The organism is Streptomyces sp. NBRC 110611, assembly GCF_001590865.1.
GTDB lineage: Bacteria > Actinomycetota > Actinomycetes > Streptomycetales > Streptomycetaceae > Streptomyces.
The window spans coordinates 59,229-85,461 of the sequence record NZ_BBUY01000008.1; the positions used below are offsets into that span (position 1 = coordinate 59,229).

The following is a 26,233-nucleotide window of genomic DNA, read 5'->3' on the forward strand; positions in this document are numbered from 1 at the left end:
CTCCGAACGCGTCCCGAGCAGCAAGGAAGCATCCATGGCGTCGAGCCTGACGAAGGACGAGGACCGGCAGGGGACCCCTGTGCCCGGTGGCAAGACCTTCTTCGGCCACCCCCGCGGACTGGCCACTCTCTTCATGACCGAGATGTGGGAGCGCTTCAGCTTCTACGGTATGCGGGCCCTGCTCGTGTACTACCTGATCTCGGGTGGCGCGGACGGCTTCAAGGAAGGGCTGGACGGCGGCGGCCTGGCGATGACGGCTGCCGCGGCGTCCTCCATCTACGCGGTGTACCTCGCGATGGTCTACCTGCTCGCCATGCCCGGCGGCTGGTTCGGCGACCGGGTCTGGGGCCCCCGTAAGACGGTCGCCATCGCCGGCTGCGTCATCATGGTGGGCCACCTCACCCTGGCCCTGCCGGGCGCGCCGGCGTTCTTCACCGGCCTGGGGCTGGTCGCGATCGGCTCGGGCCTGCTGAAGTCCAACATCTCGACGATGGTCGGCCACCTCTACGACGGGCCCTCCGACCCGCGTCGTGACGGCGGCTTCACGGTCTTCTACATGGGCATCAACCTGGGTGCCTTCGTCGCGCCGTTCGTCATCGGCACCGTCGGCGAGACCGTCAACTGGCACCTGGGCTTCGCGCTCGCCGGTGCCGGTATGGGCCTCGGCCTGATCCAGTTCCTGCTGGGCACCAAGCACCTGGACCCCAAGAGCAGCGTGGTCCCGAACCCGCTGTCCGCCCAGGAGCGGAAGACGTGGCTGCTCAAGGGCCTGATGTGGCTGGTCATCGCCGCGGTCTTCTACGGCGCGGTGGGCATCAGCGGTCACTTCACGCTGAACTGGGCCATCGTCCCGATCACCCTGCTCGGCCTGATCATCCCGACGGCGGTGCTGGTCCGCATCAAGCGCGACAAGGACCTCACGGACGCCGAGCAGAGCAAGATGAGCGGCTACATCTGGTTCTTCGTGGCCGCCGCGGTGTTCTGGATGATCTACGACCAGGGCGGCTCCACGCTGGCCGTCTTCGGCAAGGGCTCCACGTCGGGCGAGCTCTTCGGCTTCTCGTTCCCCGCCACCTGGTTCCAGTCCCTGAACCCGCTGTTCATCATGGCCCTGGCGCCGGTCTTCGCCTGGCTGTGGCTGTGGCTGGCCCGCAAGAACCAGGAGCCCAGCACCACGGTGAAGTTCGGCATGGCCCTGGTGGCGGTCGGCGCGTCCTTCTTCGTCTTCGTGGTGCCGATGCTGATGGCCTCGGACGGCACCAAGGTCAGCCCGATGTGGCTGGTGTCGATATACATGATCCAGACGATCGGCGAGCTGTGCCTCTCCCCCGTCGGCCTGTCCGTCACCACCAAGCTGGCACCCGCCAAGTACGCCAGCCAGATGATGGGCGTGTGGTTCCTGGCCGTCACGGCCGGTGACTGCGTCACCTCGCTGCTCTCCATCGCGGGCGCGGACCTCAGCGGTACGACCGTGGTGGCGGCCGAGGCCGGCCTCGCGGTGATCGCCGGGATCGGGGTGTACGTGTACCGCAAGAAGATCGTGGCGCTCATGGGCGGCGTGCACTGATCCGCCGCTGAGCGTCTGATGCGCGGGTTACGCGCGGCTTATGCGCAGGGCCCCGTCACACCGTGTGGTGTGACGGGGCCCTGCGGCGTATCGGGGCCGCTGCGGCTCGTACGGGCCGTCGCAGCCGGTGGGAGCCGTCGCGGCCGGTGGCCGCTCAGCGCCGCAGCCGCCGCCATGGGGTGACGGTGACGAGCGCGCCGCCGAGCAGGATGAGGGTGCCGGCGAGAAAGCCGAGGGCGGTCAGCGCGCCGTCGTCGGCCGCACCGGTCTGGGCGAGGCCGCCACTCGTCCCGCCGGAAGCCCCTGCGCCGGCGGAGGCCTCCGCGCCACCCGAGGAGCCGCCGAAGGTGCCTGCGGACGATCCGCCGGAGGAACCGGTCGTGGAGCCAGTCGTGGAACCGGTCGTGGAACCGGACGTCGAGCCTCCGGAGGTGCCGCCCGGCTGCGCGGCGGTGTCCAGGGTGAGCGAGACGCCCGGATCCTTCTCCGGGGTACAGGTGGTGGTCGTCCCCAGGGCGTTGACGGTGAGCACGCCGGGGGTCAGCGTGGCCGTGCCGGTGGCGCCCGGTGTGTAGACGCCCTTGAGGTCGGGGATCTCGATCGGGTCACCCGACTTGATCGGTTCGGCGTTGGCGGGCCCTTCGGTCTTCACCGATCCCTTGTCGGCGCCGCCCACCGTGACGGCCATCGACGGCTTGACCGCGCCCTTGGGGATATCCGCCGGGCTGGTCATGACGGACTTCTTGAATCGCACCGTCAGGTCGTATCCGCCGCCCTTCTTCACGGCGTCGATCTGGACCGGCGAGACCGCCTTCTTGTCGCCGATGGGCGTCTTGCAGGCGTACTGGACCCGGACTTCCTTGCCCTGGTACGCGGTGCCGTCGGGATCGCTACCGGAACCGCCGGTCGACCCGCCGGCCGATCCGCCGCCGTCGGTGACCTTGACCGTGACCGCGGGCCGCACCGTCTCCTTGGGCGAGCACTTGGTGTCCGTGGAGATCGGTTTGCTGACGTTGATGTTGTAGAAACCGGGCGTCAGGGTGATCTCACCGGGCTTCGTCAGCGTCAACTTGCCTGTCATGTCCGACAGTTGCATCGGTCCGCCCTTGGGGATCGGCGGATTCCGCCGCGGCCCCTCCATCGCCAGCTCACCGGTCTGGGCCCCGGCGACCGTGATCGTGCCGGTCGGCTGGACGGTGTCCTCCCCCAGGTCGAGGATGTCGGGGTTCTTCGACGCGCCCTCGACGGTCTTCCAGACCACCGTGATCTCGTCCCCGACCTTCGCCGTCGCGGGCGCGTCGACCGCCACCTTCGTGGTCCCCGCGATCGGCGGCAGCCCCGATATCGGCGGTGGCAGACACTCCGTCCGGTACGAGACCTCCGCCGCCCGGGCGGGCCCGGCCATGGTCATCACGCCCGCTCCCGCGAGTACCAGCGCGGCCGCCGAGGCCACCGCGGCTCTCCTCCGTTGCCTCATCCGTTGCCCCATCCGTTGCCCCATCACGCAGAACCCTTCGACGTCGGTCGTTCGGTCGGTGTGCTGGACGGTGACGCAGTGGCGGACGGTGATGCGGTGGCGGACGGTGCGGAGTCCGCGGTGAACCACGGCAGCGCGGCGGAACCGCCGGCCGCTCGGGCGCCGCGCCCGCGGCCCACGCCGCCGCCCGCGCCCGTACGGCGTGGACGCACCCGGTTCACGATCGCCATCCCGACGCGGAACACCACCATCGGGATCACCAGGCACAACAGCACCCAGAAGAGCGTCACGCCCCATGGCCTCCCGACCCCCCAGGGCTGCTCGGCCAGCACCTTGCCGCCGTACTTGAGGGCGATCAGATAGTCCCCGTGCGCGCCGGCCGCGAGCTCGACCGGCAGCCTGACCTCGGCCCTCTTGCCGGCGGGTACGGTCCCCCGCCACTGCCGCTCCTCCCACTGGGGCGCGAAGACGCCATGCGAGGTGCCGACGTGGAACACCGGATCCTTGGCCGGTGTGGGGCCGAGATTGCCGATCGTGACGGTCAACTCGCGCTGCGGCGGGGCCCCGAACCAGGTCAGCAGGCCACTGCTGCCCGTCAGCCGGGGCGGGGAGAGTACCGTCAGCCGGCCGCCGGTGCTCTCCTTGGGAAGCGGCGCGACGGGGTGGCCCGCTACCTGGAACGCGGCATCCACCGCGGCCGCCGCTCCGGTCACCGTCGACACATGCACCACACAGGGGCAGGGCTTGGGCGGCTCGGCGACCGGGAGGCTCTTGTGGAACGCCCCCTGCGCGTCGGTGGTGACGGCCCGCCCGTCCCCGTTGGCGCACGAGTTGGTACCGCCGATCATGTTCTGTCCGCAGATCAGCAGGGTGAGCAGCGCCCTGGGCCGCCAGCCGCGCCCGGTCACGGTGATGCTGCCGCCCTTGCCCGCCTCCTCCTTGGAGAGCCGGACGGTGGGCCCACCGTCGACCTCGGCGGTCACCCCGGCGGCAGCCGTGGTGACGGTCGTGGCGGCAGCCGTGGCAGCGGTCGTGGTGGTGAGAGTGGTGGCCGTCAGCATCAGGGCGGCCAGGGCCGCACACCGCACCGCCGCGGCCCCGCCCCGCCGCGTTCCCCTGGTGCGGCGCCATCGCCGTACGGCCACCAGGGCGCCGGCCGCGCCCGCCGCCGTCAGGCCCACCACCCCGGCGACGCCGCCCCACGGGACCGCCGTGTACGAGGCGGTGGCCGACCCGCGCGCCCCGCCCTCGGCGGTCACCGTGAGCCGGACGTCGACCGCGTCCAGAGCGGGCGGATCCGGCCACCGCTCCGTCAGCTCGACGGCCTGCCCGGGGCGCAGCGCGACCGGCAGGGTGCGGGCGGCACGCCGCAGCACCGGCCCGAACACCCCGTCGGCGCGCACCGCGAGCCGCGGAGCGAGCGTCGTATTGCCACGATTGACCAGCGTGTACCGGATAGCCCCCTCGCCCCCACCCCCGCCCCCATGCCCGTCCACGTTCCCGTTCACGTCCACCTTCACGTTCTCGACGGTCAGCGCGGACAACGCGGGCGCGGTCACCCGCACATGGACCGGTATGGCCACGCGCCGCCCGGCGCCCTTCCCCTCCTCCGCACCGCTGGTGGCGACGATCGCGCCCGAGTGCTCGCCGGGGACCGCGTCGCGCGGCACGGTCACCGTGAACGGCACACCCGCGCGGGTACGCGGCGGAACCTTCACCTCGGACGAGGCCAACGTGATCCACGAGCCCGCTCCCGTACCGGATCCGGAAGCGGAACCGGAACCTGAACCGGAGCCGCGCAGCCGTACGGTGACGGCATGACCGGTGGGATTGCTGAGGCTCAGCCGGTCGGCCGGAACCGTGCCCGGCGCGCCCTCCAGATAGAAGTACGGGCGGTCCCGCGCACTCGGTTCAGCGCCGTCACCGGGCGCGGGCGCGGCGTCCCAGCCCCCGTCCGCCGCCCCCGCCACGGCCACCGCCACGACGGGATCGCCCAGCAGCGCGGCGGCGACCGCGAGGACCGCACCGCAGACCACAGCCCGGGCCCGGGCCCGGAACGGCATCAGGCGTGCTGCCGGGGCCGGGTCAGCCAGAGCACACCGGCCACACCGGCCAGCAGCACCGTGCCGCCGAGCGTGCCCAGCGCGATCGCGGAGTCCGCCGGCCCGGTCTGCGGGAGCTGGTCACCGGGCGAGCCACCGGAAACCGTACCGCCGGAACCGCCGGAACCGCCGGAGCCACCGGAACCGCCAGATCCGTTAGATCCGCCGGAACCACCCGCCCCCTTCACGTCGAGGGTCAGCGAGGGCTTCGGGTCGTTGGCGGGAGTACAGGTCGTGGTGGTGCCCAGCGCCTTGATGGTGAGCGTGGCGGCCGTGAAGGTGACCTTGCCGCTGCCCTTGGGGGTGTAGGTGCCGCTCAAGTCACTGATCTTGATCGGGGTGTTGGCCGGTATCGCGCTGTCGTTGGGCGGCCCGGAGACCGGCACCGTACCGCTCTCCGCGCCGCCCAGCTTGATCAGCGCACTGGGCTTCATGGCGCCCTTGCCCAGTTCCACGGGGCTGGACGAGACCCCCTTCTGGAAGGACATCACAAGCTGGTACGCGCCGTTGCCGCCGGGGGTGCCCTTGATGTCGATCGGCGAGACCGCGCCCTTGTTCCCGATCGGTGTCCTGCACTGGTAGTTGACGTCGACGACCTCGGCGTGGGCGGCCGACACGGCGAGCATCACCGCGGCCCCCGCCGCCATCGCCACGGCAGCGGTGCGGCCGGCCGTCCGGCGCGGACACCTGCCGTGCTGTTCGTAGAAGCGGGCCACTGTCCGTTCCCCTCCTCCCGGAGCGCACCGCCGGAGGTTGCTGACGGCACATCAGATTGGCCGCTCAAGGTACGCCGGGGACCTTGCCGAGGGAAGGCACGGCACAGCCCCGATCGGTACGGGCCGGCGCCGGCGGGGAATTCCGGCCGCGCGCAGGCGGTCACGGCCACCCGTACGACAGCGGGCTCGGCGGCCATGGACACTGGACGGGGCCGGACCTCGGCCACCGGACACCAGAACGCGGGCCCTGAAAAGGCCCGCGCTCTCCTCGTCCCACCGCTCGATCCGTGCCCCGCCCGCCAGAAACGGCCCGGTCCGCCCCCGCGCGTCAGGACGGTGCGGCGAGCTCCGCCCAGACGGTCTTGCCCGCGCCGTCCGTATTGCGCACCACGCCCCAGTCCAGGCACAGCCGCTGCACGATGAACATGCCATGGCCTCCCGGACGGCCCGGGCGGTGCGGACTGCGGGGCGACGGCGAGCCCGCGCCGAGGTCGCTGACCTCCAGGCGCAGCACTTTGGAGGTGCAGCGCAGCCGCAGCTCCTCGGGCCCTTCGGCGTGCAGGCAGGCGTTGGTGACCAGCTCCGAGACGACGAGCAGGACGTCCTCGGCCGCGGCGCGCTGATCGGCGTTGGCGGCCGGCAGCCAGCCCCAGTCGTGCAGGGCCTGCCGGGCGAAGTCACGGGCCCGCGCCACGGCGCCCCGGGTGCCCGCCAGGCGCAGCCGGCGGATCTGGCCCGCCGGGGTGGCGGCGGCCGGAACGGCGGCGGAAGCACCGGCGCCGCCCGGCTCCGGGCCGAGATCGCCCGGCGGGTACGGCCGGGTGGTGCTCATCAGCGCTTCACCTCACCGATTCGCCTATTCACGGAGAACAGATACCTGACTGATTGCAACGGATTCAGGTGTCTCCTGCCCGACCGGACCGCGAGAACACCCACTTCTTGGATACGGAAGTTGTGACACGTACAACGTGCCCGGACGACGACGTTCCGGGCCTCGATGCCATGTCAGTCGGCCAGGGCCGTATCAAGGGAGTCATGCACCGTGAAGACCGCGTCGGCGCCGGTGATCTCGAAGACCCGGGCGACCACCGGCTGCATTCCGGCCAAATGGACCGCGCCTCCCGCGGCCTCCGCTTTGAGGCGGGCGCCCAGCAGCACATTGAGACCGGTGGAGTCCATGAACTCAAGGCGTGAGCAGTCCACCACCAGGCGTGCATATCCGTCGGCCACACAGCCCTCCAGCGACTCACGCAACAGATCCGCGGTGTGGTGATCAAGCTCACCCGCGACCGTCACGACTGCGCTGGCGCCGTGATGGCGGACCCCGACCTGAAGCCGCCCCCGGCTCGCACTGCCGACCGTCCCGCGGTCCATGCGCGCGCACCCCTCTTGCTGTCTCGACAACGACTGATCGATCGACTGATCGCTTACGACTGCGCTCGTGGAACCCTACGCCTTCCTGACGCGCACCGGTAGCCGAACAAGCCGCATATTGCCCAATATACGGACAACACGCACTTGCCATCTTCAGGCAAAGGCAGGTAGGCGTAGTAAGGACACATTCGACACGGCCGGCTTTGGAGGCGCCGCACACCGCAGCTTCACACAGAGGCTTCGGCAGCCATATGCCGAGAACGATGGAGGAGACCATGTCACCCCGGCTCGACGAATTGCGCACCGACGACCACCGGCAGCCCGCATCGTCGACACCCCTGTCCGAATCGACCGGGCATATCCCTTCCCAGCCGCTCCCTGCCGAAACAGACCCGGCAGGTATGCCTGAGATCGACGGTCTGCCCGAGATCCCGCCGTTCGACGAGGTGGGCCCGGTGGACGCGAGGGCTCTGTCCAAAACCCTCTTCGAGCGCCTGGAATCGCTCGAGGAAGGCACCCACGAATTCGCGTATGTCCGCAATACCCTGGTCGAGCTCAACCTCGCCCTGGTGAAGTTCGCGGCCTCCCGTTTCCGCTCCCGCAGCGAGCCCATGGAGGACATCGTCCAGGTGGGCACGATCGGCCTGATCAAGGCGATCGACCGCTTCGAGCTCAGCCGTGGCGTCGAGTTCCCGACGTTCGCGATGCCGACCATCGTCGGCGAGATCAAGCGCTTCTTCCGTGACACCAGCTGGTCGGTGCGCGTACCGAGGCGTCTGCAGGAACTGCGTCTGGACCTCGCCAAGGCGAGCGACGAACTGGCGCAGAAGCTGGACCGCTCCCCCACGGTGCCCGAGCTCGCCGAACGCCTCGGCATCACCCATGACGAGGTCGTGGAGGGGATGGCGGCGAGCAACGCCTACACCGCGAGCTCGCTGGACGCCCAGCCCGAGGAGGACGACAGCGAAGGCGCGCTGGCGGACCGTATCGGCTATGAGGACCACGGCCTGGAAGGCATCGAGTACGTCGAGTCCCTCAAGCCGCTGATCGCCGAACTCCCCTCGCGCGACCGGAAGATCCTCTCACTGCGCTTCGTCGCCAATATGACGCAGTCCGAGATCGGCGAGGAGCTGGGCATCTCCCAGATGCACGTCTCCCGTCTGCTCTCCCGGACGCTCGTACGGCTCCGCAAAGGGCTGATGGTCGAGGAGTGACGGACCGCGGTCGCGTCCGGCCGCCACGGCCGCGCGCCGCCCGCGCGGAGGAGGGCCCGCCCCGAGGCTTCTGGGGACGGGCCCTCCTCCGCTGTCACACTCCACTGTCAGCCTCCGCTGCCGGACCGGAACCGTCAGACCAGAACTCCCTTGTGCCATACGGCCGATACGAGCGGCACGCCCGGCCGGTAGGCGAGGTGGACGTGCGAGGGCGCGTCCAGGAGGGCGAGGTCGGCGCGGGCGCCGGGGGTGATCACGCCGACGTCCGTGCGGCGCAGGGCGCGGGCGCCGCCCGCGGTGGCCGACCAGACGGCCTCGTCGGGCGTCATCCCCATGTCCCGGACGGCCAGCGCGATGCAGAACGGCATGGAACTGGTGAAGGACGAGCCGGGGTTGCAGTCGGTGGACAGCGCCACGGTGGCGCCGGCGTCGAGCAGCGGGCGGGCGTCGGGCCAGGTGGCGCGGGTGGAGAACTCGGCGCCCGGCAGGAGGGTGGCGACGGTGTCGGACTGCGCCAGGGCGTCGATGTCGGCGTCGGTGAGGTGGGTGCAGTGGTCGGCGGAGGCGGCGCCGAGCTCGACCGCGAGCTGGACGCCGGGGCCGTGGCCGAGCTGGTTGGCGTGCACCCGCGGCCGCAGCCCCTTGGCCCGGCCCGCGGTGAGGATGGCGCGGGCCTGGTCGCCGTCGAAGGCGCCCCGCTCGCAGAAGACGTCGATCCAGCGGGCGTACGGGGCGCAGGCGTCCAGCATCGTGCCGGTGACGAGGCCGACGTAGCCGGCCGGGTCGTCGGCGTAGTCGGGCGGGACGATGTGCGCGCCGAGGAAGGTGACCTCGTCGGTGTGCTCGGCGGCGATGCGCAGTGCGCGGGCCTCGTCCTCGACGGTGAGGCCGTAACCGGACTTGGTCTCCTGGGTGGTGGTGCCCTGGCGGAGCCCCTCGGCGAGGTAGCGGGCCACGTTGGCGCTCAGGGCGTCGTCGGTGGCGGCGCGGGTGGCGGCGACGGTGGTGCGGATGCCGCCGGCGGAGTACGGGCGGCCGGACATCCGGGCGTTGAACTCCGCGGTGCGGTCGCCGGCGAAGACCAGGTGGGAGTGGGAGTCGACGAAGCCGGGGAGGCCGGCCCGGCCGCCGGCGTCGACGGCGTTGTCAGTGGCGGGTGCTTTGCTGGACGTACCGACCCAGGCGATGCGGTCGCCGTCGATGACGACCGCCGCGTCCTGGATCAGACCGAGGGGGCCTTCACCGAGGGAGGGGTCGTTGGTGACGAGCTGGGCGATGTGGGTGATGGCGGTGGTCGGCGCGGAAGTCGTCGTCATCGCGGGGGTGTTCTCCTTGAGCCGGGTACGGCGGGTCGGCTGCGTACGGTTCAGCCAAGTGGACCGCTTCAGCGGGGTGGGGCGGTTCAGCCGGGCGGGGCCGTTCAGCCGCGTACGGCGGCGATGGACTCTGCGAGAGCGGTGGGTACGTCGGCGAGAAGCGTGTGCACACCGTCCCGGACGATCTGCCGACCGCCGACGATGGTGTGCCGGATGTCCGCCGCGGAGGCGGCGAATACGGCCGTCTCCGCGGCCAGCCGTGGCAGCGGTCCGGCGGTGCGTACGGAGTCCAGCGCGATCGTGGTGAGGTCGGCGAGCGCTCCGGCTTCGATGGTGCCGGCGTCGTCCCAGCCCAGGGCGGTGTGGCCGTCCGTGGTGGCGGCGCGCAGCAGGGCGGCGGCCGTCCAGTGCCCGCGGGTGCGGGTGCGCAGCCGCTCGTCGAGCTCCATGGCACGGGCCTCTTCGAGGAGGTCGATGACGGCGTGACTGTCGCTGCCGAGCGACAGCGGGCTGCCGCGGCCCTGGAGCCGGGCGGCCGGGCCGATGCCGTCGGCGAGGTCGCGTTCGGTGGTGGGGCACATGCACACACCGGTGGTGGAGTCGCCGAGCAGCCCGATGTCCGCTTCGGTGAGGTGGGTGGCGTGCACGGCCGTGGTGCGTGGCCCCAACGCACCGTGGTCGGCGAGCAGTTGGGCGGGGGTGCAGCCGTGGGCCTCGTGGCAGGCGTCGTTCTCGGCGGTCTGCTCGGAGAGGTGGACGTGCAGCGGGGCCTGCCGCTCGCGGGCCCAGTCCGCAACGGTGCTCAACTGCCCGGCGGGGACGGCACGTACGGAGTGCAGGGCGGCGCCGATACGGGCGTGTGCGCGGCCGTCCTTGAGCGCGTCGGCGCGCTGGGCCCAGCGGTCGGCGGTGCCGTCGGAGAAGCGCAGCTGGTGCCGGTCGGGCGGGGCGCCGAAGCCGGACGAGAGGTAGGCGGTGTCGAGCAGGGTGATGCGGATGCCCGCGTCGGCGGCGGCCTCGATCAGCGCCTCGCCCATGGCGTTGGGGTCGCTGTAGGGGGTGCCGCCGGGCGCGTGGTGGAGGTAGTGGAACTCCCCGACGCAGGTGATACCGGCCAGCGCCATTTCGGCGTACACGGCGCGGGCGAGCGCGTAATAGGTGTCGGGGGTGAGCCGGTCGGCGACGCCGTACATCACCTCGCGCCAGGTCCAGAACGTTCCGCTGCCGACCTGGACGGTGCCGCGCAGGGCGCGGTGGAACGCATGGCTGTGCGCATTGGCCAGGCCCGGGATCGTCAGACCGTACAAGGCCACGGCGCCGGGCGGTGGTGCGGGCGCCCCCTTCCGTACGGCCGCGATCCGCCCGTCCGCCACGTCCACGGTGACGCCCGGTTCGACGTAGGTGCCGAGCCAGGCGTGTTCGAGCCAGTACGACGTCGGGGCAGCCGGTGTCGCCGGGGTTGCCTGCGTCGTCGGTGTTGCCTGCGTCGTCAGTGGCACGCGAGCCCCTCCAGTACGTCGGCGAGTGCGGTGACCCCCGCGACGCAGTCGTCCTCCGCCGCCGCTTCGGCGGGTGAGTGCGAGACACCGGTGGGGTTACGGACGAACAGCATGGCCGTGGGGACGGTTCCGGACAAAATACCGGCGTCATGCCCGGCGCCGGTGCCGAGTACCGGAACCGGCCGTTCCCGCGCCTTGCCGAGGATCGCGCCCAGCTCGTCCCGCAGGGCGTGCGGGAACTCCACGACGGGGGTGAAGGATTCGCGGACCACGGTCAGGTCGACCCCGTCGCGTGCGGCGCGCTCGGCGGCCGCCCGCTCGATCGCGTCGATCACGATGTCCAGGGTCTCCTGGTCGGGGGCGCGGGAGTCCAGCCAGCCGCGGACGACCGAGGGGATCGCGTTGACGCCGTTCGGCTCCACGCTGATCTTCCCGAAGGTGGCCAGGGCGCCGGCCAGCCGGGCCTGCTCGCGGGCGGCGAGCACGGTCGCGGCGTAGCTGAGCATCGGGTCGCGGCGGTCGTCGAGGCGGGTGGTACCGGCGTGATTGGCCTCGCCGTGGAAGTCGAACCGCCAGCGGCCGTGCGGCCAGATGGCGGACGCGATGCCGACCGGGGCGCCCGGGTCCGCGTCGGAGCCGCTGTCGTACAGGGCCAGCGCCCGGCCCTGCTCGACGTGGAGTTCGACGAACGCGCCGATCCTGGCGAGCCGTTCGGGGTCCGGGCCGATCGCCGCGGGGTCGTATCCGGCGCGCTCCATGGCCTGCGGGAGGGTGATCCCGTCGGCGTCGCGCAGCTGGTGTGCGGCCTCAGGGGTCAGCGCGCCGGCCGTGAGGCGGGAACCGACGCAGGCCAGGCCGAAGCGGGCGCCTTCCTCGTCGCCGAAGTTGACGATCGCCAGTGGCTTGCCGAGCTCCGCTCCCCTCCTGCGGAGTTCGTCCAGCGCGGCGAAGGAGGAGACGACGCCGAGCGGGCCGTCGAAGGCGCCGCCGTCCGGTACGGAGTCCAGGTGGGAGCCGGTGACGACGGCTTCTCCGGGGGCCACGTCCTGATAGCCGGTGGCGCCGAGCCAGGCCCACTGGTTGCCGTTGCGGTCGGTCTCGTAGGCGAGTCCGCGGGCCTCGGCCTGTGCCCTGAACCACGCGCGGCAGTCGGCGTCGGCACCGGTCCAGGCGTAGCGGCGGTAGCCGCCGGTGGCGGAGCTGCGCCCGATGGGCCGCAGCTCCTGCCACATCTCGTGGAACGAGGCGGTCACGCGCCCTCGCCTTCGCCCTCGCGCATCGGGATGCGGACGCCGCGTTCGGCGGCGACCTCCTCGGCGCGCTCATAGCCCGCGTCGACGTGCCGGATGACGCCCATGCCGGGGTCGTTGGTCAGCACCCGGCGGATCTTCTCCCCGGCGAGCGGGGTGCCGTCGGCGACGGTGACCTGGCCGGCGTGGATCGAGCGGCCCATGCCGACGCCGCCGCCGTGGTGCAGCGAGACCCAGGAGGCGCCGGAGGCGACGTTGACCATGGCGTTGAGCAGCGGCCAGTCGGCGATCGCGTCCGAGCCGTCCTTCATCGCCTCGGTCTCGCGGTACGGCGAGGCGACCGAGCCGCAGTCGAGGTGGTCGCGGCCGATGGCCAGCGGCGCCCGCAGCGTTCCGTCGGCGACCATCTCGTTGAACCGCTCACCGGCCTTGTCCCGCTCGCCGTATCCGAGCCAGCAGATCCGCGCGGGCAGGCCCTGGAAGTGGACCCGCTCACCGGCCATCTTGATCCAGCGGGCCAGCGACTCGTTCTCCGGGAAGAGGTCGAGGATCGCTTTGTCGGTGGCGGCGATGTCCCGGGCGTCTCCGGAGAGCGCGGCCCAGCGGAACGGCCCCTTCCCCTCGGCGAACAGCGGCCGGATGTACGCCGGGACGAATCCCGGGAAGTCGAAGGCCCGCCGGTATCCGGCGAGTTGCGCCTCGCCGCGGATCGAGTTTCCGTAGTCGAAGACCTCGGCTCCGGCGTCCTGGAAGCCGACCATGGCCTCGACGTGCTGGGCCATCGAGGCGCGCGCCCGCTGGGTGAAGTCGGCGGGCTTCTCGGCGGCATACGCGGCCATGTCGGCGAAGTCGATGCCGAGGGGCAGGTACGAGAGCGGGTCGTGGGCGCTGGTCTGGTCGGTGACGATGTCGATCGGCGCGCCTTCGGCGAGCATCCGCGGCAGCAGCTCCGCGGCGTTGCCCAGCAGCCCGATGGAGAGCGGCTTCCGCTGGTCCCGGGCCTCCACGGCGAGCCGCAGCGCGTGCTGGAGGCTGTCCGCCCGCACGTCCAGGTAGCGGTGCTCGATCCGGCGCTCGATGGCACGCGGGTCGCAGTCGATGCAGAGGGCGACGCCGTCGTTCATCGTGACGGCGAGCGGCTGGGCGCCGCCCATGCCGCCGAGGCCGGCGGTGAGGGTGATCGTCCCGGCGAGAGTGCCGTTGAACCTCTTCGCCGCGACGGCCGCGAACGTCTCGTAGGTGCCCTGCAGGATGCCCTGGGTGCCGATGTAGATCCACGAACCGGCGGTCATCTGGCCGTACATGGTCAGGCCGAGGGCCTCCAGGCGGCGGAACTCCTCCCAGTTGGCCCAGTCGCCGACGAGGTTGGAGTTGGCGATGAGCACCCGCGGTGCCCACTCGTGCGTCCGCATCACACCGACCGGCCTGCCGGACTGGACGAGCATCGTCTCGTCCTGCTCGAGCGTGGTGAGCGTGCGCACCATCGCGTCGAAGGAGCGCCAGTCGCGGGCCGCCTTGCCCGTGCCGCCGTAGACGACCAGCTGGTCCGGGTGTTCGGCCACCTCCGGATCGAGGTTGTTCTGCAGCATGCGCAGCGCGGCTTCCTGCTGCCATCCCCGAGCGCTCAGCTGCGTACCGCGCGGTGCCCGCACGGGTCGCGGTCCCGACATGGGCCGTGCCTCCCTGACGTCGAATGGATCGAGCTATTCACATAGTGAGGCCGCTGAATAGCGCCAGTCAACAGGGCACGACGACCGCCTGACGTACGCCGTCCCCCTCGGCCGGCCACCCCTTAGGGGTGAACCCCGACTCTCCCCCGACCCTGCCCCCACCTCTTGGAATTCGACTTGCCTGCCAGGAAAGTCACGGGTAACTTTCCTGGCAGGCAAGTAAACGGGGAACCGTCCGGGCGCACCCCGGACCGCCTTGGGGAGGCGATGAGCATGACCACACCAGTGGACGCCGAGCAGGCCTGGCAGGACCTGCAGCGCATCCGCGTACCGCAGGAGCGGGTGTACGACGAGGTCGAGAGATGTGCGCGCGGCGACGCCAAGTCGACGTACATCTCCGCCGCGATCATGTGGGTCTTCCTCGCCAGCATGGGCCTCGACCTGCCCAACTGGGCGGTCCTGCTCGTGCTCGCCGCATATCTCGCACTGCTCGGCGCCGTGGCTGTGTACTACAGCCGCCGGTCGCGGATGCGGCTGCACCGCTCACGCCACAGCTGGCGCCAGTTCGCCACCTTCCTCGCGGGCGCGGTCCTCAGCGGCACGGTCATCGTGGGCTCCGGCCGCCTGGTGGAGTCACTGGCGCTGCCCTTCGGCAGCCTGATCCAGGCCACCCTCTCGGCAGGTTTCTTCGTGCTCTTCGTCGGGCCGGCGAACCGCTGGGCGATCGGCACACTGCGCACCCGAGACGTCAAACCCGCCCACGTGGAGGCATGCCGATGAGTACACCCAGCGGCTTCGACGAGCTGATCCACCCGTCCACCCGGCTGTCGGTGGTGGCGCTGCTCGCCGCCACGGAGTGGGCCGACTTCCCCTTCATCCGGGACAGCCTCTCGCTCAGCGATTCGGCCCTCTCCAAGCAGCTCCACACGCTCGAAGAGGCCGGGTACCTGGAAATACACAAGGAGGGCGGCGGCCGCAAGCGCCGCACCAAAGTCCGGCTGACGAGCCGCGGCCGCACGGCCTTCGAGGGCCATGTGGCCGCCCTCCAGGCGATCGTCGAAGGTGCCGGCCCGAGAGCCGCGCCCACGACTCCGGCGGAGTCCGCGCCGGCAGAGACCACGCCACCACACCACCAGCAGCAGCAACAGCACGCGGAGGCGGGCCGATGACCACAGCCGAACAGCACCCGACCATGCCCTCGCCCTCCGCGCCTACCGCTACTTCCACTTCCACGTCCACCGCCCAACCCGTCATCCACATACGCGATATGCGGATGTCGTACGGCAGCGCGGACGTCCTGCACGGCATCGACCTCGACATCCACCACGGCGAGATCTTCGCCCTGCTCGGGCCCAACGGCGCCGGGAAGACGACCACCGTCGAGATCCTGGAGGGCTTCCGGCGGCGTTCCGCCGGCACGGTGCGCGTCCTGGGGACGGACCCGGCGCGCGGCGGGGACGCCTGGCGCGGCCGGATCGGCCTGGTGCTGCAGTCCTGGCGCGACCACCGCCGCTGGCGGGTGGCCGAGCTGCTGACGCACTTCGCCACGTACTACCCGGATCCGCGCGACCCGGCCGACGTGCTGGCGCTGGTGGGCCTCACGGAACAGGCCGGTCAGCAGGTCGACCGGCTGTCCGGCGGCCAGCGCCGCCGACTGGATGTGGCACTCGCCATCGTCGGCCGCCCCGAGCTGCTCTTCCTGGACGAGCCGACCACCGGCTTCGACCCGGAAGCCCGCCGTGCCTTCCATGAGCTGGTCGAACGGCTCGCGCGCGACGAGGGCGTCACGGTCCTGCTCACCACCCACGACCTGGCGGAGGCCGAACGGCTGGCCGATCGCATAGCGATGCTGGTCAACGGCCGGATCCGGGCCTGTGGCACCCCAGCGGAGCTGGCCCGTCGGGCTGCCGCGGAGGCAGAGGTCCGCTGGACGACCCCGGACGGCCGGGCCCGCCGCGAGCACACCGCGGATCCGTCCCAGCTGGTCTGGGAGCTCCACCGCGACTCGGGCGGGCCGGTCGCGGACCTGGAAGTCCGCCGCCCGACGCTGGAGGACACGTATCTGCACATGGTGCACCGGAGCGAGGCAGCCGGGGCCGGGGCGCCGCCCGGGGAGCAGCGCGCCTCACAGGCACCCCGTTCACGGACCGACCGGGCGACAGCGACCACAGGGGGACAGCGATGACAGCGGCACCGGCCACCACCCACGCCACCGGCCCAACCGGCCCGGACGACGCAACCGTTCACCACCAGGACCTGGAGCAGCAGCACCAGGACCCGAACCCGGAGCAGCACCCGCACCGGAACGGCGGGCCCGCCACGTCCCGCCCGGCCGCACCCCGCCGCTACTGGCGTGCCGGATTCCACCGCGGCACGATCGAGCTTCGCCACCTCCTCCGCAACCCCAAGGAGATGACGGGGCACCTGTCCAACATCGTGGTGGCGCTGGTGCTCGCCGGCTATATCGGCTCCAAGGTGCCCGGCACCCAGGTCCCGATGGCCCATCTGATGCTCTCCGGCTTCGCCGCGTATCTGCTGTTCCAGGTCGGGCTGTTCAACCTCCCGCAGATCCTGGTGACCGAACGGGAGGAAGGTGCCCTGCTGCGACTGCGCGCCACCCCCGGCGGGATACCGGCCTACCTGGTCGCCAAGGCGGTGCTGGTGGTCGTCATGGCACTCGGCACCCTCGTGCTGCTCCTGGCCACCGCCGCACTGCTGGTGAACGGTCCGCTGCCGCACAGTCCCGCCGGCTGGCTGACGCTGCTCTGGGTCAGTGTGCTGGGGCTGCTCGCCGTCGTACCGCTGGGCGCGGCGATAGGTGCCGTACTGCCCAACCCGCGCGAGGCGCTCGCACTGATCATGCTGCCCGCGATGGCACTGCTGGTGACGTCCGGAGCGATGTTCCCGCTCGCCTCACTGCCCGTGGTGATCCAGAAGGTCGCGTCCGTCTTCCCGCTCAAGTGGATGGCGCAGGGCCTGCGCTCGGCTCTGCTGCCGGATGCCGCCCGCGCCGCGGAACCGGCCGGCTCCTGGGAGCTGCCGACGGTCGCCCTCGTCCTCACCGCCTGGGCCGTCCTCGGCTTCCTCCTCGCCATACCCCTCCTCCGCCGCGCCGCCCGCCGCGAGTCCGGCTCCCGCCTCGGCGAACGCCACCGCAAGGCCGCCCTGGCCGGCACCGGGCCCGCCTGATCCCCGTCGGGGAGGGGAGGGACCTGACCCCCGTCGAGGAAAGGGAAGGGAGGGCAGGGGGAGAGCCGGGAAGGAGCGTCCGGGGGGGGAAGAGGCACGGCACGGGGGTGTGCGATGGCGCTGGGGCCTGCCCGATGGTGGAGTGAGGGGTATGAGGTTCACGGACCGAGAGCGTGCCGTGCAGGCAGCCGTCGCGCGGGGGCTGGTGGGGACGGCAGAGCCGGTTGCCGGGCTGCTGGATGTGGGCGGGATCCGTCGGGCGGTGGGCGAACTGCGCGCCGCGTTCGAGGAGTTCGCCGCTCCCGGCACTCCGGTGCTGCACGCGTTCGCGGTGAAGGCCGCTTCGCTCGTGCCCGTACTGCGGCTGCTCGCTCAGGAGGGGCTCGGCTGCGAGGTGGCCAGCCCCGGGGAACTGGCGCTGGCCCGGGCCGCCGGGGTACCGGTCGCGCGCACGGTGCTGGACTCACCCGCCAAGACCCTCGCCGAACTGCGGGAGGCGCTGGCTCTCGGCATCACCGTCAACGCCGACAACCCCGAGGAACTGGCCCGTATCGACGGGCTGATGGCCACCGCGCCGAGTACCGCGCCCATCGGCCTGCGGGTCAATCCGCAGATCGGCGGCGGCAGTATCGGGGCGATGAGCACGGCCACCGGCACCTCCAAGTTCGGGGTGGCGCTGCGTGACGAGGGCGCCCGGGAGTGGGTCGTCCGTGCCGTCCTCGCCCGCCCCTGGCTGACCCGGCTGCACGCCCACGTCGGCTCCCAGGGGATGCCGCTGGAGCTGATGGCCGCCGGTGTACGGACGCTCTTCGAGCTGGCCGAGGAGATCAACGCGAAGGCCGGCCGACGCCGGATCGACACCCTCGACATCGGCGGCGGTCTGCCGGTCAACTTCTCCTCCGACACCGCCACCCCGACGTACCGCGAGTACGCCGCGCTCCTGCGCTCGGCCGTGCCCGGGCTGTTCTCCGGCCGCTATGGGATCGTCACCGAGTTCGGCCGCTCGCTGCTGGCCAAGCAGGGCTTGGTCCTGGCGCGCGTCGAGTACGCGAAGACGGCGGGCGGCCGCGCCATCGCGGTCACCCACGCCGGGGCGCAGGTCGCGACCCGTACGGTCTTCGCACCCGAGTCCTGGCCGATCCGGGTAGCGGCCTATGACGCGGAGGGCCGGTCCAAAACGGGTGAGCCGGTCGCGCAGAATGTCGCGGGGCCGTGCTGCTTCGCCGGCGACCTGATCGCCGAGAACCGCGCTCTCCCGCTCCTGGAGTCCGGCGATCACATCGCCCTGCTGGACACCGGCGCGTACTATTTCTCCACCCACTTCGCCTACAACTCCCTCCCCCGCCCCGGGATTTACGGCTTTTCGGCCGCCGCCGACGGCACCGTTCGGTTCGCGACGATCCGCAGTCCGCAGACCCTGGAGGAGCTGGTGGCGGAGAGCGGCGGCGCGCACGGGGAGGAGCTGGGCGGCCTCGACGGGCAGCGGTAGCCGCACGAGGCGCGCAGGCACCTCCGCCAACAGCCTCGCTCTGCCGCCGTCACTCCACGAACAGCCCCCGTGCCGCCGCCTTGGCGTCGAACTCCTCCAGACGGGCCTGGGCGTCGGGCAGGTCGTCGCACATCGCCTCCAGCAGGACCCGGCCCAGGAGCATCGGGGCGCAGGCCGTGTCGAAGGCCAGGCCGGTGCCGACGGGAGCCGGGAGGAGGAGGTCGGAGTGGTGGGCGACAGGGGCGAAAACACTGTCGGCGACGGTGATCACGGTCAGGCCGGAGGCGCGGGCGTAGGCGAGGGCGTCGACGACCTCGCGGGGGTGACGGGGCAGGGCGAAGCAGATCAGGGCGCTCGCCCCGGCGCGTACGGCGGCGTCGACGCGGTCGCTGAGCATGGTGCCACCCTCGTCCAGAAGGCGGACGTCGGGGTGGACCTTACGGGCGAAGTAGGCGAAGCCGGCGGCCTGGGCGGTGGCGGCGCGCAGGCCCAGGACGGGAAGCGGGCGGGAAGCGGCGAGCAGGCGGCCGGCTTCGATCACCGGCGAGGGGTCGGCGAGCGCGGCGGCGAGGTGACGGAGGTTGTCGATCTCCACCTGGACGGCCTGCTGGTACTCGTTGTACGAGCCGGTGTCGTCGGCCTTCCCGGAGGGGGCGACTTCGCGCAGATGGCGGCGGAGCGCCGGATAGCCGTCGAAGCCGAGGGCGACCGCGAAGCGGGTGACGGAGGGCTGGCTGACACCGGCCAGCTCGGCCAGTTCGACGCTGGACAGGAAGGGCGCGTCGGCGGCCCGGCGCACCATGCAGTGCGCGATCCGGCGCTGGGTAGGGGTCAGCCGGTGGCCTTCGAAGAGCTTCTGGAGGCGGGCGGCAGTGCCCGTGTCGGCGCCGGGAGCGGTGTCCGCGCCCGGGCGGGCCCCGGCGGCCGACGGTTCCCCGGCGGCCGGTACCTCGGCGGCCCCCGCTTCCCCGGGCCGGTCCCGCTCCGCCCCGGCCGCACCGCCCTCGCCCGCGTCACCGGTGCCACCGGCACTCTCGATACCGCCGGTACCGCTACTGCCGCCGGTACCGCTGCTGCTGCCGCCGCGCTCCCCGTCCCCGCTCATCGCCTCTTCCTCCCGGCCGGTAGGGACCTTGTCCTGTGTCGACCGACTGTACGGAATTTCTGGCTCGCGCCGGTCCGGACCAGGCCTGCCGGTCCGGACCAGGCCGGGATGCGTACAGCGCTCCGCCGGAGGTCGTCTTCCCAAGCCGCTTGCGACTGGCGGCCGGTTGTTGCGGGGACCGCCGCACCCCGGCCGGGGCCGGGGGCGGGACGACGGCGGTCCCCGCAAGGGACGCGATCCGGGCCCTGGCCGGTCGTCGCATCCGGGTGGCGATCGTGGAGGTCCGGGAGCCGCTCCGGAGGTCCGTGTCGCCGTGCACATGACTGTGCCGGACGCGTGTTAAGTCCGTGCTGCCGGCACATGACGCATACGTACACCTGGCGGTGACGGGCCGTTTCCTGACGGAAATGCACCGAACCACCATGCGCAGAAACACAGCGAAACACAGCAACACAGCGAAACGGCGGCTGCCCTGCCATCGGCCGGGGACAGCCGCCGTTTCCGGCATCACGACGCGCCGGCGCGCTACTTACCGGCCTCGCGGGCCAGGAACGCCAGCAGATCCTGCCGGCTCACCACGCCCTTCGGCTTGCCCTCGACCAGGACGACAGCCGCGTCCGCGCTCTCCAGGACCGCCATCAGGTCGGAGACCGACTCACCCGAGCCGACCTGCGGCAGCGACGGGCACATGTGCTTCTCCAGCGGGTCGGTGAGGGACGCGCGCTGGGCGAAGAGGGCGTCCAGCAGTTCCCGCTCGACGACGGAGCCGACGACCTCGGCGGCCATCACGTCCGGGTGCCCGGCGCCCGGCTTCACGATCGGCATCTGCGAGACGCCGTACTCGCGCAGGACCTCGATCGCCTCGCCGACGGTCTCCTCGGGGTGCATGTGCACCAGCGAGGGCAGCGCACCCTCCTTGTGCTCCAGGACATCGGCGACCCGGGCCGCGGTGCCGCCCTCCTCCAGGAAGCCGTAGTCGGCCATCCACTCATCGTTGAAGATCTTGGAAAGGTAGCCTCGGCCGCTGTCCGGCAGCAGGACGACCACCACGTCGTCCGGGCCGAGCTTCGCGGCGACCTCCAGCGCGGCCACCACGGCCATCCCGCAGGAGCCGCCGACCAGCAGGCCCTCCTCCTTGGCCAGCCGCCGGGTCATCTGGAAGGCGTCCTTGTCCGAGACCGCCACGATCTCGTCGGCCACCGTACGGTCGTAGGCGGTCGGCCAGAAGTCCTCGCCGACGCCCTCGATCAGGTACGGACGGCCGGAGCCGCCGCTGTAGACCGAGCCCTCCGGGTCGGCGCCGATGACCTTGACCCGGCCCTCACTGGCGTCCTTCAGATAGCGGCCGGTGCCGCTGATCGTGCCGCCGGTACCGACACCCGCCACGAAGTGGGTGATCTTCCCCTCGGTCTGCTCCCACAGCTCGGGGCCGGTCGACTCGTAGTGCGAGCGCGGGTTGTTGGGGTTGCTGTACTGGTCGGGCTTCCACGCCCCGGGGGTCTCGCGCACCAGGCGGTCGGAGACGTTGTAGTACGAGTCCGGGTGCTCCGGGTCCACCGCCGTCGGGCAGACCACCACCTCGGCGCCGTACGCCCGCAGCACATTGATCTTGTCCGTGGACACCTTGTCCGGGCACACGAAAATGCACTTGTAGCCCTTCTGCTGAGCCACGATCGCCAGGCCCACACCGGTGTTCCCGGAGGTCGGCTCGACGATCGTGCCGCCCGGCTGAAGCTCGCCGGACTGCTCGGCGGCCTCGATCATCCGCAGCGCAATCCGGTCCTTGACCGACCCGCCCGGGTTGAAGTACTCGACCTTGGCCAGGACGGTGGCCTGAATGCCCTTGGTCACGTTATTGAGCCGCACGAGCGGGGTATTGCCGACAAGCTCAATCATCGAATCGTAAAACTGCACGGTGGTCTCCGCGGTCGGGGGCACGCTCTCCTGCGCCCGTGCTGCCAGCCTATTGCCCGGGTGGAGCGGCGGACCGACGCGTTGCGTTCCGTGCGGGAACGGGCAACACCCTGTTGTAGGGGTTCTTGCCGATTCAAGAACCCAAGAACTGGTGAACGTGGTGAAGGAACGTGCCACGGCCCCCGCCGGCCGTGGCGCACCCGTACCGCACGGGAGGTGCCCGGCCGATGCCGATGACGATGTCCAGGGCGAGAGTCGCGCGGCGGATCGCGACGGCCGCCGCGTTCGGCGGGGGCGGGATCGGCCTGCTGGGCGCCGCCGCCCTCGGGGTGCTGCTGACCGAGGTCCGGCTGGCCCGCCGTACGGTCGGCGGCTCCAGCGACATCCCGCCGTGCGCGGACGGCCGCTACGGCGCCGCCTTCGGCCACCGCACCGACCGCCCGCCGCTTCGTATGGGCTTCCTCGGCGACTCCACGGCCGCCGGCCAGGGCGTGCACCGCGCCTCCCAGACCCCGGGCGCGCTGCTGGCCTCCGGCCTCGCGGCGGTCTCCGAGCTGCCGGTGGACTTCCGCAATGTGGCGCTGCCGGGCGCCCAGTCCGATGACCTGGCGCGGCAGGTGGAGCTGATGCTGGCGGGCAACCCCGGAGCGCCGGACATCTGCGTGATCATGATCGGCGCCAACGACGTCACCCACCGGATGCCGCCGGCGCAGTCCGTGCGCCACCTGTCCGACGCGGTACGGCGACTGCGCGCGGCGGGCTGTGCGGTGGTGGTGGGCACCTGCCCCGACCTGGGCACCATCGAGCCGGTCTACCAGCCGCTGCGCTGGGTGGCCCGGCGGCTCTCCCGGCAGCTGGCGGCCGCCCAGACCATCGGCGTGGTCGAGAGCGGCGGCCGTACGGTCTCGCTGGGCGATCTGCTGGGCCCGGAGTTCGAGGCGCGGCCCCGGGAGCTGTTCGGTCCGGACAACTACCACCCGTCGGCCGAGGGCTACGCCACCGCCGCCATGGCCGTCCTCCCCACGGTGTGCGCCGCACTGGGGCTGTGGCCGGAGCAGGAACGGCCGGAGCCGGCCCGTGGCGAGGGCATCCTGCCGGTCGAGCAGGCAGCGGCCGAGGCGGCCGCCGAGGGCGGTACGGAGGTCGCCGCCAGCGCCTCCCGTGGGCCCTGGGCCCTGCTCAAGCACCGCAGGCGGCGCAGGCTGCCCGCAGAGGAGCCGACGGACGGGTCACCGGTCACCGGGTGACGCGCCGGAGCGGGCCCGTACCGCATACGCGGACGCGTGAGCGGAGCCGTACGGAATAACCCGGCCCCCCGCCCCGTTCCCATAAGCACCCGCTTAGAAAAGAGGTCCGCATCACAGGCCGCACGTCGTGACCTCAGCAGTACGTGCAGGTAACTTCCCTCACAGTCTTTCCTTGTGCCTGCCCCTTGGCGCTTGCCGCTTGCCTCTTGCCCTTCAGGAGCCGTGATGCCCGAAGCCGTGATCGTCTCAGCCGCCCGCTCCCCGATCGGCCGCGCCTTCAAGGGTTCGCTCAAGGAGCTGCGCCCGGACGACCTGACCGCGACGATCATCGAGGCCGCCCTCGCCAAGGTCCCCGGGCTGGACCCCAAGGACATCGACGACCTGATGCTCGGCTGCGGCCTCCCCGGCGGCGAGCAGGGCCACAACCTCGGCCGCATCGTGGCCGTCCAGATGGGGATGGACCACCTCCCCGGCTGCACCATCACCCGCTACTGCTCCTCCTCGCTGCAGACGACCCGTATGGCACTGCACGCCATCAAGGCCGGTGAGGGCGACGTCTTCATCTCGGCCGGCGTCGAGATGGTCTCGCGCGGCGTCAAGGGAACCTCGGACGGTCTGCCCGACACTCACAATCCGCTCTTCGCCGACGCCGAGGCCCGTACCGCCGCGCGCGCCGAGCAGGAGGGCACCAGCTGGCACGATCCGCGCGAGGACGGTCTGATCCCGGACGCGTACATCGCGATGGGCCAGACGGCGGAGAACCTCGCCCGCCTCAAGGGCATCACCCGCCAGGAGATGGACGAGTTCGGCGTACGGTCCCAGAACCTCGCCGAGCAGGCGATCAAGGACGGCTTCTGGGAGCGGGAGATCACCCCGGTCACGCTGCCCGACGGCACGGTCGTCGCCAAGGACGACGGTCCGCGCGCCGGCGTGACCCTGGAGGGCGTCGCCGGGCTCAAGCCGGCCTTCCGCCCCGACGGCCTGGTGACCGCCGGCAACTGCTGCCCGCTGAACGACGGCGCCGCGGCGCTGGTCGTCATGTCCGACACCAAGGCGCGCGAGCTCGGCCTGACCCCGCTGGCGCGGATCGTCTCCACCGGCGTCTCCGCCCTCTCCCCGGAGATCATGGGATACGGCCCGGTCGAGGCGTCGAAGCAGGCCCTCGCCCGCGCGGGGATGAGCATCGGCGACATCGACCTGGTCGAGATCAACGAGGCGTTCGCCGCCCAGGTCATCCCGTCCTACCGGGATCTGGGCATCGACCTGGACCGGCTGAACGTCAACGGCGGGGCGATCGCCGTCGGCCACCCCTTCGGGATGACCGGCGCCCGGATCACCACCACCCTTATCAACTCGCTCCAGTGGCACGACAAGCAGTTCGGCCTGGAGACCATGTGCGTGGGCGGCGGCCAGGGCATGGCGATGGTCATCGAACGACTGAGCTGAGCCCGAGCGGAGCCTGAGCCGGGCCGGTGTGGCATGTGACCCCCTCGTCCCGCCGAAGGTGTGCGCGGGAGAAAACGGACCAACTCCCGCCCCGCGCACACCCTTCGAGGTCGCACGGACACGGGCGGCAATGACGGCGTGAGCCGTGTCACGCGTTAACAAGATCGCGACCCAATCTCCCCCAGGATTGTGACCAACGCCCTGGGGGCGCAGCGTTCTTGCAGGTCAGCGTGGGGGTACCCGTACACGCAAGCCCCCTGACCCCCAGCATTTCGGACATAGTGCACCGGCAGCGGTCGCAGATCTCCGGCAGGCTGAGGTAGAAGTCGGAGAACATTCTGCTAACGGGAGTACGCCGGTGAGCGAGCCGTCCGCGCCCTCCGAGTCATCGGAGCCGGCCGAGCCGCCACCAGGAGTCGTCCCGTGAGCGAGCGCATCAAGGGGGTCACCCCTACCGGCGGTCGGGGGAAGTCCAAGTACGGATGCGCGGCCCGTGGCAAGTGGGCCGCCGAGCGAAGTGAGAAGCACGCATGAGCGAGCGCAGCATGGGGGTCCCCCCGGCCGGAGGCCGGCGGAGAACCATGGTGAGGTACGTGTCTCGCGCATGCGCGGCGGAGCGAAGCGAGGTTTCGGCATGAGTGTCAGCACCCTGGTCCTGCTGGTCCTGCTGCTGGCCGCGGCCGTCGCCGTGGCGCTGGGCGTCGTCGCCCTGCGTACCGCCCGCGCGCTGCGCCACCAGATCACCGAGCTGCATGCGGAGCTCGTCGCCACCCGTCAGGACGCCGCCGCGCACGCCGAGGCGGCACACACCGCGAACGCGGCACACGCGGCGGACACGGCAGACGCGGCGGACACGGCCGGCGCGACCATCCCGGCCGCCCGCACCACCCCGGCCGCCGAGACACCGCTCGCGGACATACGGGCCGCCGTCGCCGACGCGCTGGCGGAGGAGCGGGAACGGGAACTGGCCGAGGCCCGCGCCTTCTGGGCGGCGCAGGAGGCCCGGGACGCCGCCGATGCTCCGTCCCTGCTCGGCGGCCTGGCCGGCCTCGGCGACGACGGGCCGGCGGACTTCCGCGGCGAGCAGTGCGAGCTGCCCGAGCGGCCGGAGTTCGACCGGCTCGACACCCAGCCGTTCCTGCCCCGCCAGGCGGACTTCGCCGGTCTCGAGCCGCTGCTGGGCCCGGACGCCCTGGAGCCGGTGGACGCGCTCGACGCCCTGGACGCACCGGAGTTGGAGCCGGTCGAGGAGACCGAGTCCGCCGAGCTGGCCGCCGCCCGTCGGCGCCACCCCTCACACCCGGACTTCAAGCCGTCCCCGGTGATCAACGACCATGAGCGCACCGTGGCGCGCCTGGAGGAGCTCGCGCAGGAGCGCACTCCGGTCGCGGACGTCCGTCCCGGCCCGCTGGGCACCCTCGACGTCTATGTCTTCGCCGACGGCACCACGCTCTGTCTGACCCCCGGCCAGCGCGAGGCCGCCGAGCGCGTCGCCGGCGCACTTCAGGCCGGGCTCACCCCGGTACTGCTGGGCGGCTCCGGGATCTCCGGTGCGTACGCGCTGACCTTCTCCTGGGGCGAGAACCGCGACGAGAGCGCCTACATCCTCGCCGACCGCGTCATCGCCTCACTCTGACCCGGCACAACACCACGCGCAC

General features: G+C 71.7%; 21 protein-coding genes. 10 read left to right on the plus strand and 11 right to left on the minus strand.

Annotated elements, in window-relative coordinates:
- The first annotated feature begins 34 nt into the window (after nucleotides 1–34).
- Complete coding sequence (locus AZE13_RS18900; RefSeq protein WP_066932924.1) at nucleotides 35–1,567, plus strand: peptide MFS transporter; 1,533 nt, start codon at nucleotides 35–37, stop codon at nucleotides 1,565–1,567.
- 154 nt (nucleotides 1,568–1,721) lie between these two features.
- Here the strand turns inward: AZE13_RS18900 and AZE13_RS18905 are convergent, their stop codons facing one another.
- The 5 genes from AZE13_RS18905 to AZE13_RS18925 form a co-directional block, all read right to left on the minus strand.
- A complete protein-coding gene (locus tag AZE13_RS18905; RefSeq protein WP_066932926.1) occupies nucleotides 1,722–3,044 on the minus strand; it encodes a hypothetical protein in 1,323 nt (440 codons plus the stop codon).
- 23 nt (nucleotides 3,045–3,067) lie between these two features.
- The gene (locus tag AZE13_RS38205; RefSeq protein WP_079124170.1) at nucleotides 3,068–4,105 is read right to left on the minus strand and encodes a hypothetical protein; all 1,038 of its coding nucleotides are present in this window, start codon (nucleotides 4,103–4,105) and stop codon (nucleotides 3,068–3,070) included.
- Between the two features lie 1,001 nt (nucleotides 4,106–5,106).
- Entirely contained in the window at nucleotides 5,107–5,862 is a 756-nt protein-coding gene (locus tag AZE13_RS18915; protein WP_066932929.1) for an LPXTG cell wall anchor domain-containing protein, read from the minus strand.
- A gap of 328 nt (nucleotides 5,863–6,190) precedes the next feature.
- On the minus strand, nucleotides 6,191–6,694 hold the full coding sequence (locus tag AZE13_RS18920; protein WP_066932932.1) for an ATP-binding protein: 504 nt from the start codon (nucleotides 6,692–6,694) through the stop codon (nucleotides 6,191–6,193).
- A 173-nt stretch (nucleotides 6,695–6,867) separates the two neighbouring features.
- Nucleotides 6,868–7,236: an STAS domain-containing protein gene (locus AZE13_RS18925; protein WP_066932935.1), complete on the minus strand. Its 369-nt coding sequence runs from the start codon at nucleotides 7,234–7,236 to the stop codon at nucleotides 6,868–6,870.
- A 275-nt stretch (nucleotides 7,237–7,511) separates the two neighbouring features.
- On the opposite strand from AZE13_RS18925, the gene AZE13_RS18930 reads away from it, so the two are divergent.
- A complete protein-coding gene (locus AZE13_RS18930; RefSeq protein ID WP_079124140.1) occupies nucleotides 7,512–8,450 on the plus strand; it encodes an RNA polymerase sigma factor SigF in 939 nt (312 codons plus the stop codon).
- A gap of 134 nt (nucleotides 8,451–8,584) precedes the next feature.
- Here AZE13_RS18930 and hutI read toward each other — a convergent pair whose 3' ends face one another.
- The 4 genes from hutI to hutU form a co-directional block, all read right to left on the minus strand.
- Nucleotides 8,585–9,766: an imidazolonepropionase gene (hutI, locus tag AZE13_RS18935; protein ID WP_066932941.1), complete on the minus strand. Its 1,182-nt coding sequence runs from the start codon at nucleotides 9,764–9,766 to the stop codon at nucleotides 8,585–8,587.
- 104 nt (nucleotides 9,767–9,870) lie between these two features.
- Nucleotides 9,871–11,259, minus strand: a complete 1,389-nt coding sequence (locus AZE13_RS18940; RefSeq protein WP_066933378.1) for a formimidoylglutamate deiminase — start codon at nucleotides 11,257–11,259, stop codon at nucleotides 9,871–9,873.
- Nucleotides 11,256–12,518 (minus strand): allantoate amidohydrolase, encoded by a 1,263-nt coding sequence (locus AZE13_RS18945; protein ID WP_066932944.1) that lies wholly within the window; start codon nucleotides 12,516–12,518, stop codon nucleotides 11,256–11,258. Before AZE13_RS18945 ends, AZE13_RS18940 begins: the two co-directional genes overlap by 4 nt.
- The gene (gene hutU / locus AZE13_RS18950) at nucleotides 12,515–14,185 is read right to left on the minus strand and encodes a urocanate hydratase (RefSeq protein WP_066932946.1); all 1,671 of its coding nucleotides are present in this window, start codon (nucleotides 14,183–14,185) and stop codon (nucleotides 12,515–12,517) included. The genes AZE13_RS18945 and hutU overlap by 4 nt, the downstream gene beginning before the upstream one ends.
- A gap of 273 nt (nucleotides 14,186–14,458) precedes the next feature.
- On the opposite strand from hutU, the gene AZE13_RS18955 reads away from it, so the two are divergent.
- The 5 genes from AZE13_RS18955 (at nucleotide 14,459) to AZE13_RS18975 (ending at nucleotide 18,863) form a co-directional block, all read left to right on the plus strand.
- Complete coding sequence (locus AZE13_RS18955) at nucleotides 14,459–14,965, plus strand: hypothetical protein (protein WP_181690380.1); 507 nt, start codon at nucleotides 14,459–14,461, stop codon at nucleotides 14,963–14,965.
- Nucleotides 14,962–15,354, plus strand: coding sequence for a transcriptional regulator (locus AZE13_RS18960; protein ID WP_066932952.1), 393 nt, complete (start codon nucleotides 14,962–14,964; stop codon nucleotides 15,352–15,354). The genes AZE13_RS18955 and AZE13_RS18960 overlap by 4 nt, the downstream gene beginning before the upstream one ends.
- A gap of 98 nt (nucleotides 15,355–15,452) precedes the next feature.
- Nucleotides 15,453–16,370, plus strand: coding sequence for an ABC transporter ATP-binding protein (locus AZE13_RS18965; protein WP_258527880.1), 918 nt, complete (start codon nucleotides 15,453–15,455; stop codon nucleotides 16,368–16,370).
- Entirely contained in the window at nucleotides 16,367–17,374 is a 1,008-nt protein-coding gene (locus AZE13_RS18970; protein ID WP_079124142.1) for an ABC transporter permease, read from the plus strand. Before AZE13_RS18965 ends, AZE13_RS18970 begins: the two co-directional genes overlap by 4 nt.
- A gap of 151 nt (nucleotides 17,375–17,525) precedes the next feature.
- On the plus strand, nucleotides 17,526–18,863 hold the full coding sequence (locus AZE13_RS18975; RefSeq protein WP_066932958.1) for a diaminopimelate decarboxylase: 1,338 nt from the start codon (nucleotides 17,526–17,528) through the stop codon (nucleotides 18,861–18,863).
- A gap of 49 nt (nucleotides 18,864–18,912) precedes the next feature.
- Here the strand turns inward: AZE13_RS18975 and AZE13_RS18980 are convergent, their stop codons facing one another.
- Nucleotides 18,913–19,968, minus strand: a complete 1,056-nt coding sequence (locus AZE13_RS18980; protein WP_066932961.1) for a MurR/RpiR family transcriptional regulator — start codon at nucleotides 19,966–19,968, stop codon at nucleotides 18,913–18,915.
- Nucleotides 19,969–20,493: 525 nt separating this feature from the next.
- Complete coding sequence (locus AZE13_RS18985) at nucleotides 20,494–21,882, minus strand: cystathionine beta-synthase (RefSeq protein WP_066933384.1); 1,389 nt, start codon at nucleotides 21,880–21,882, stop codon at nucleotides 20,494–20,496.
- A 227-nt stretch (nucleotides 21,883–22,109) separates the two neighbouring features.
- On the opposite strand from AZE13_RS18985, the gene AZE13_RS18990 reads away from it, so the two are divergent.
- From AZE13_RS18990 to AZE13_RS19000, 3 genes are all read left to right on the plus strand, one after another.
- Nucleotides 22,110–23,129, plus strand: coding sequence for an SGNH/GDSL hydrolase family protein (locus AZE13_RS18990; protein WP_066933387.1), 1,020 nt, complete (start codon nucleotides 22,110–22,112; stop codon nucleotides 23,127–23,129).
- Between the two features lie 225 nt (nucleotides 23,130–23,354).
- The gene (locus AZE13_RS18995) at nucleotides 23,355–24,575 is read left to right on the plus strand and encodes an acetyl-CoA C-acetyltransferase (protein WP_066932964.1); all 1,221 of its coding nucleotides are present in this window, start codon (nucleotides 23,355–23,357) and stop codon (nucleotides 24,573–24,575) included.
- A 634-nt stretch (nucleotides 24,576–25,209) separates the two neighbouring features.
- Nucleotides 25,210–26,211: a hypothetical protein gene (locus AZE13_RS19000; RefSeq protein ID WP_066932967.1), complete on the plus strand. Its 1,002-nt coding sequence runs from the start codon at nucleotides 25,210–25,212 to the stop codon at nucleotides 26,209–26,211.
- Nucleotides 26,212–26,233 lie beyond the last annotated feature (22 nt).

Excerpts from the sequence above, each read along its gene's own strand:
- AZE13_RS18975 (WP_066932958.1), top strand. The coding sequence starts at position 17,526 with ATGAGGTTCACGGACCGAGAGCGTGCCGTGCAGGCAGCCGTCGCGCGG.
- AZE13_RS18990 (WP_066933387.1), top strand. The coding sequence starts at position 22,110 with ATGCCGATGACGATGTCCAGGGCGAGAGTCGCGCGGCGGATCGCGACG.
- AZE13_RS18905 (WP_066932926.1), bottom strand. The coding sequence starts at position 3,044 with ATGAGGCAACGGAGGAGAGCCGCGGTGGCCTCGGCGGCCGCGCTGGTA.
- AZE13_RS18980 (WP_066932961.1), bottom strand. The coding sequence starts at position 19,968 with ATGAGCGGGGACGGGGAGCGCGGCGGCAGCAGCAGCGGTACCGGCGGC.
- AZE13_RS18925 (WP_066932935.1), bottom strand. The coding sequence starts at position 7,236 with ATGGACCGCGGGACGGTCGGCAGTGCGAGCCGGGGGCGGCTTCAGGTC.
- AZE13_RS38205 (WP_079124170.1), bottom strand. The coding sequence starts at position 4,105 with ATGCTGACGGCCACCACTCTCACCACCACGACCGCTGCCACGGCTGCC.
- AZE13_RS18920 (WP_066932932.1), bottom strand. The coding sequence starts at position 6,694 with ATGAGCACCACCCGGCCGTACCCGCCGGGCGATCTCGGCCCGGAGCCG.
- hutI (WP_066932941.1), bottom strand. The coding sequence starts at position 9,766 with ATGACGACGACTTCCGCGCCGACCACCGCCATCACCCACATCGCCCAG.
- AZE13_RS18930 (WP_079124140.1), top strand. The coding sequence starts at position 7,512 with ATGTCACCCCGGCTCGACGAATTGCGCACCGACGACCACCGGCAGCCC.
- AZE13_RS18965 (WP_258527880.1), top strand. The coding sequence starts at position 15,453 with ATGCGGATGTCGTACGGCAGCGCGGACGTCCTGCACGGCATCGACCTC.
- AZE13_RS18970 (WP_079124142.1), top strand. The coding sequence starts at position 16,367 with ATGACAGCGGCACCGGCCACCACCCACGCCACCGGCCCAACCGGCCCG.
- AZE13_RS18995 (WP_066932964.1), top strand. The coding sequence starts at position 23,355 with ATGCCCGAAGCCGTGATCGTCTCAGCCGCCCGCTCCCCGATCGGCCGC.
- AZE13_RS18955 (WP_181690380.1), top strand. The coding sequence starts at position 14,459 with ATGACCACACCAGTGGACGCCGAGCAGGCCTGGCAGGACCTGCAGCGC.
- hutU (WP_066932946.1), bottom strand. The coding sequence starts at position 14,185 with ATGTCGGGACCGCGACCCGTGCGGGCACCGCGCGGTACGCAGCTGAGC.
- AZE13_RS18900 (WP_066932924.1), top strand. The coding sequence starts at position 35 with ATGGCGTCGAGCCTGACGAAGGACGAGGACCGGCAGGGGACCCCTGTG.
- AZE13_RS19000 (WP_066932967.1), top strand. The coding sequence starts at position 25,210 with ATGAGTGTCAGCACCCTGGTCCTGCTGGTCCTGCTGCTGGCCGCGGCC.
- AZE13_RS18960 (WP_066932952.1), top strand. The coding sequence starts at position 14,962 with ATGAGTACACCCAGCGGCTTCGACGAGCTGATCCACCCGTCCACCCGG.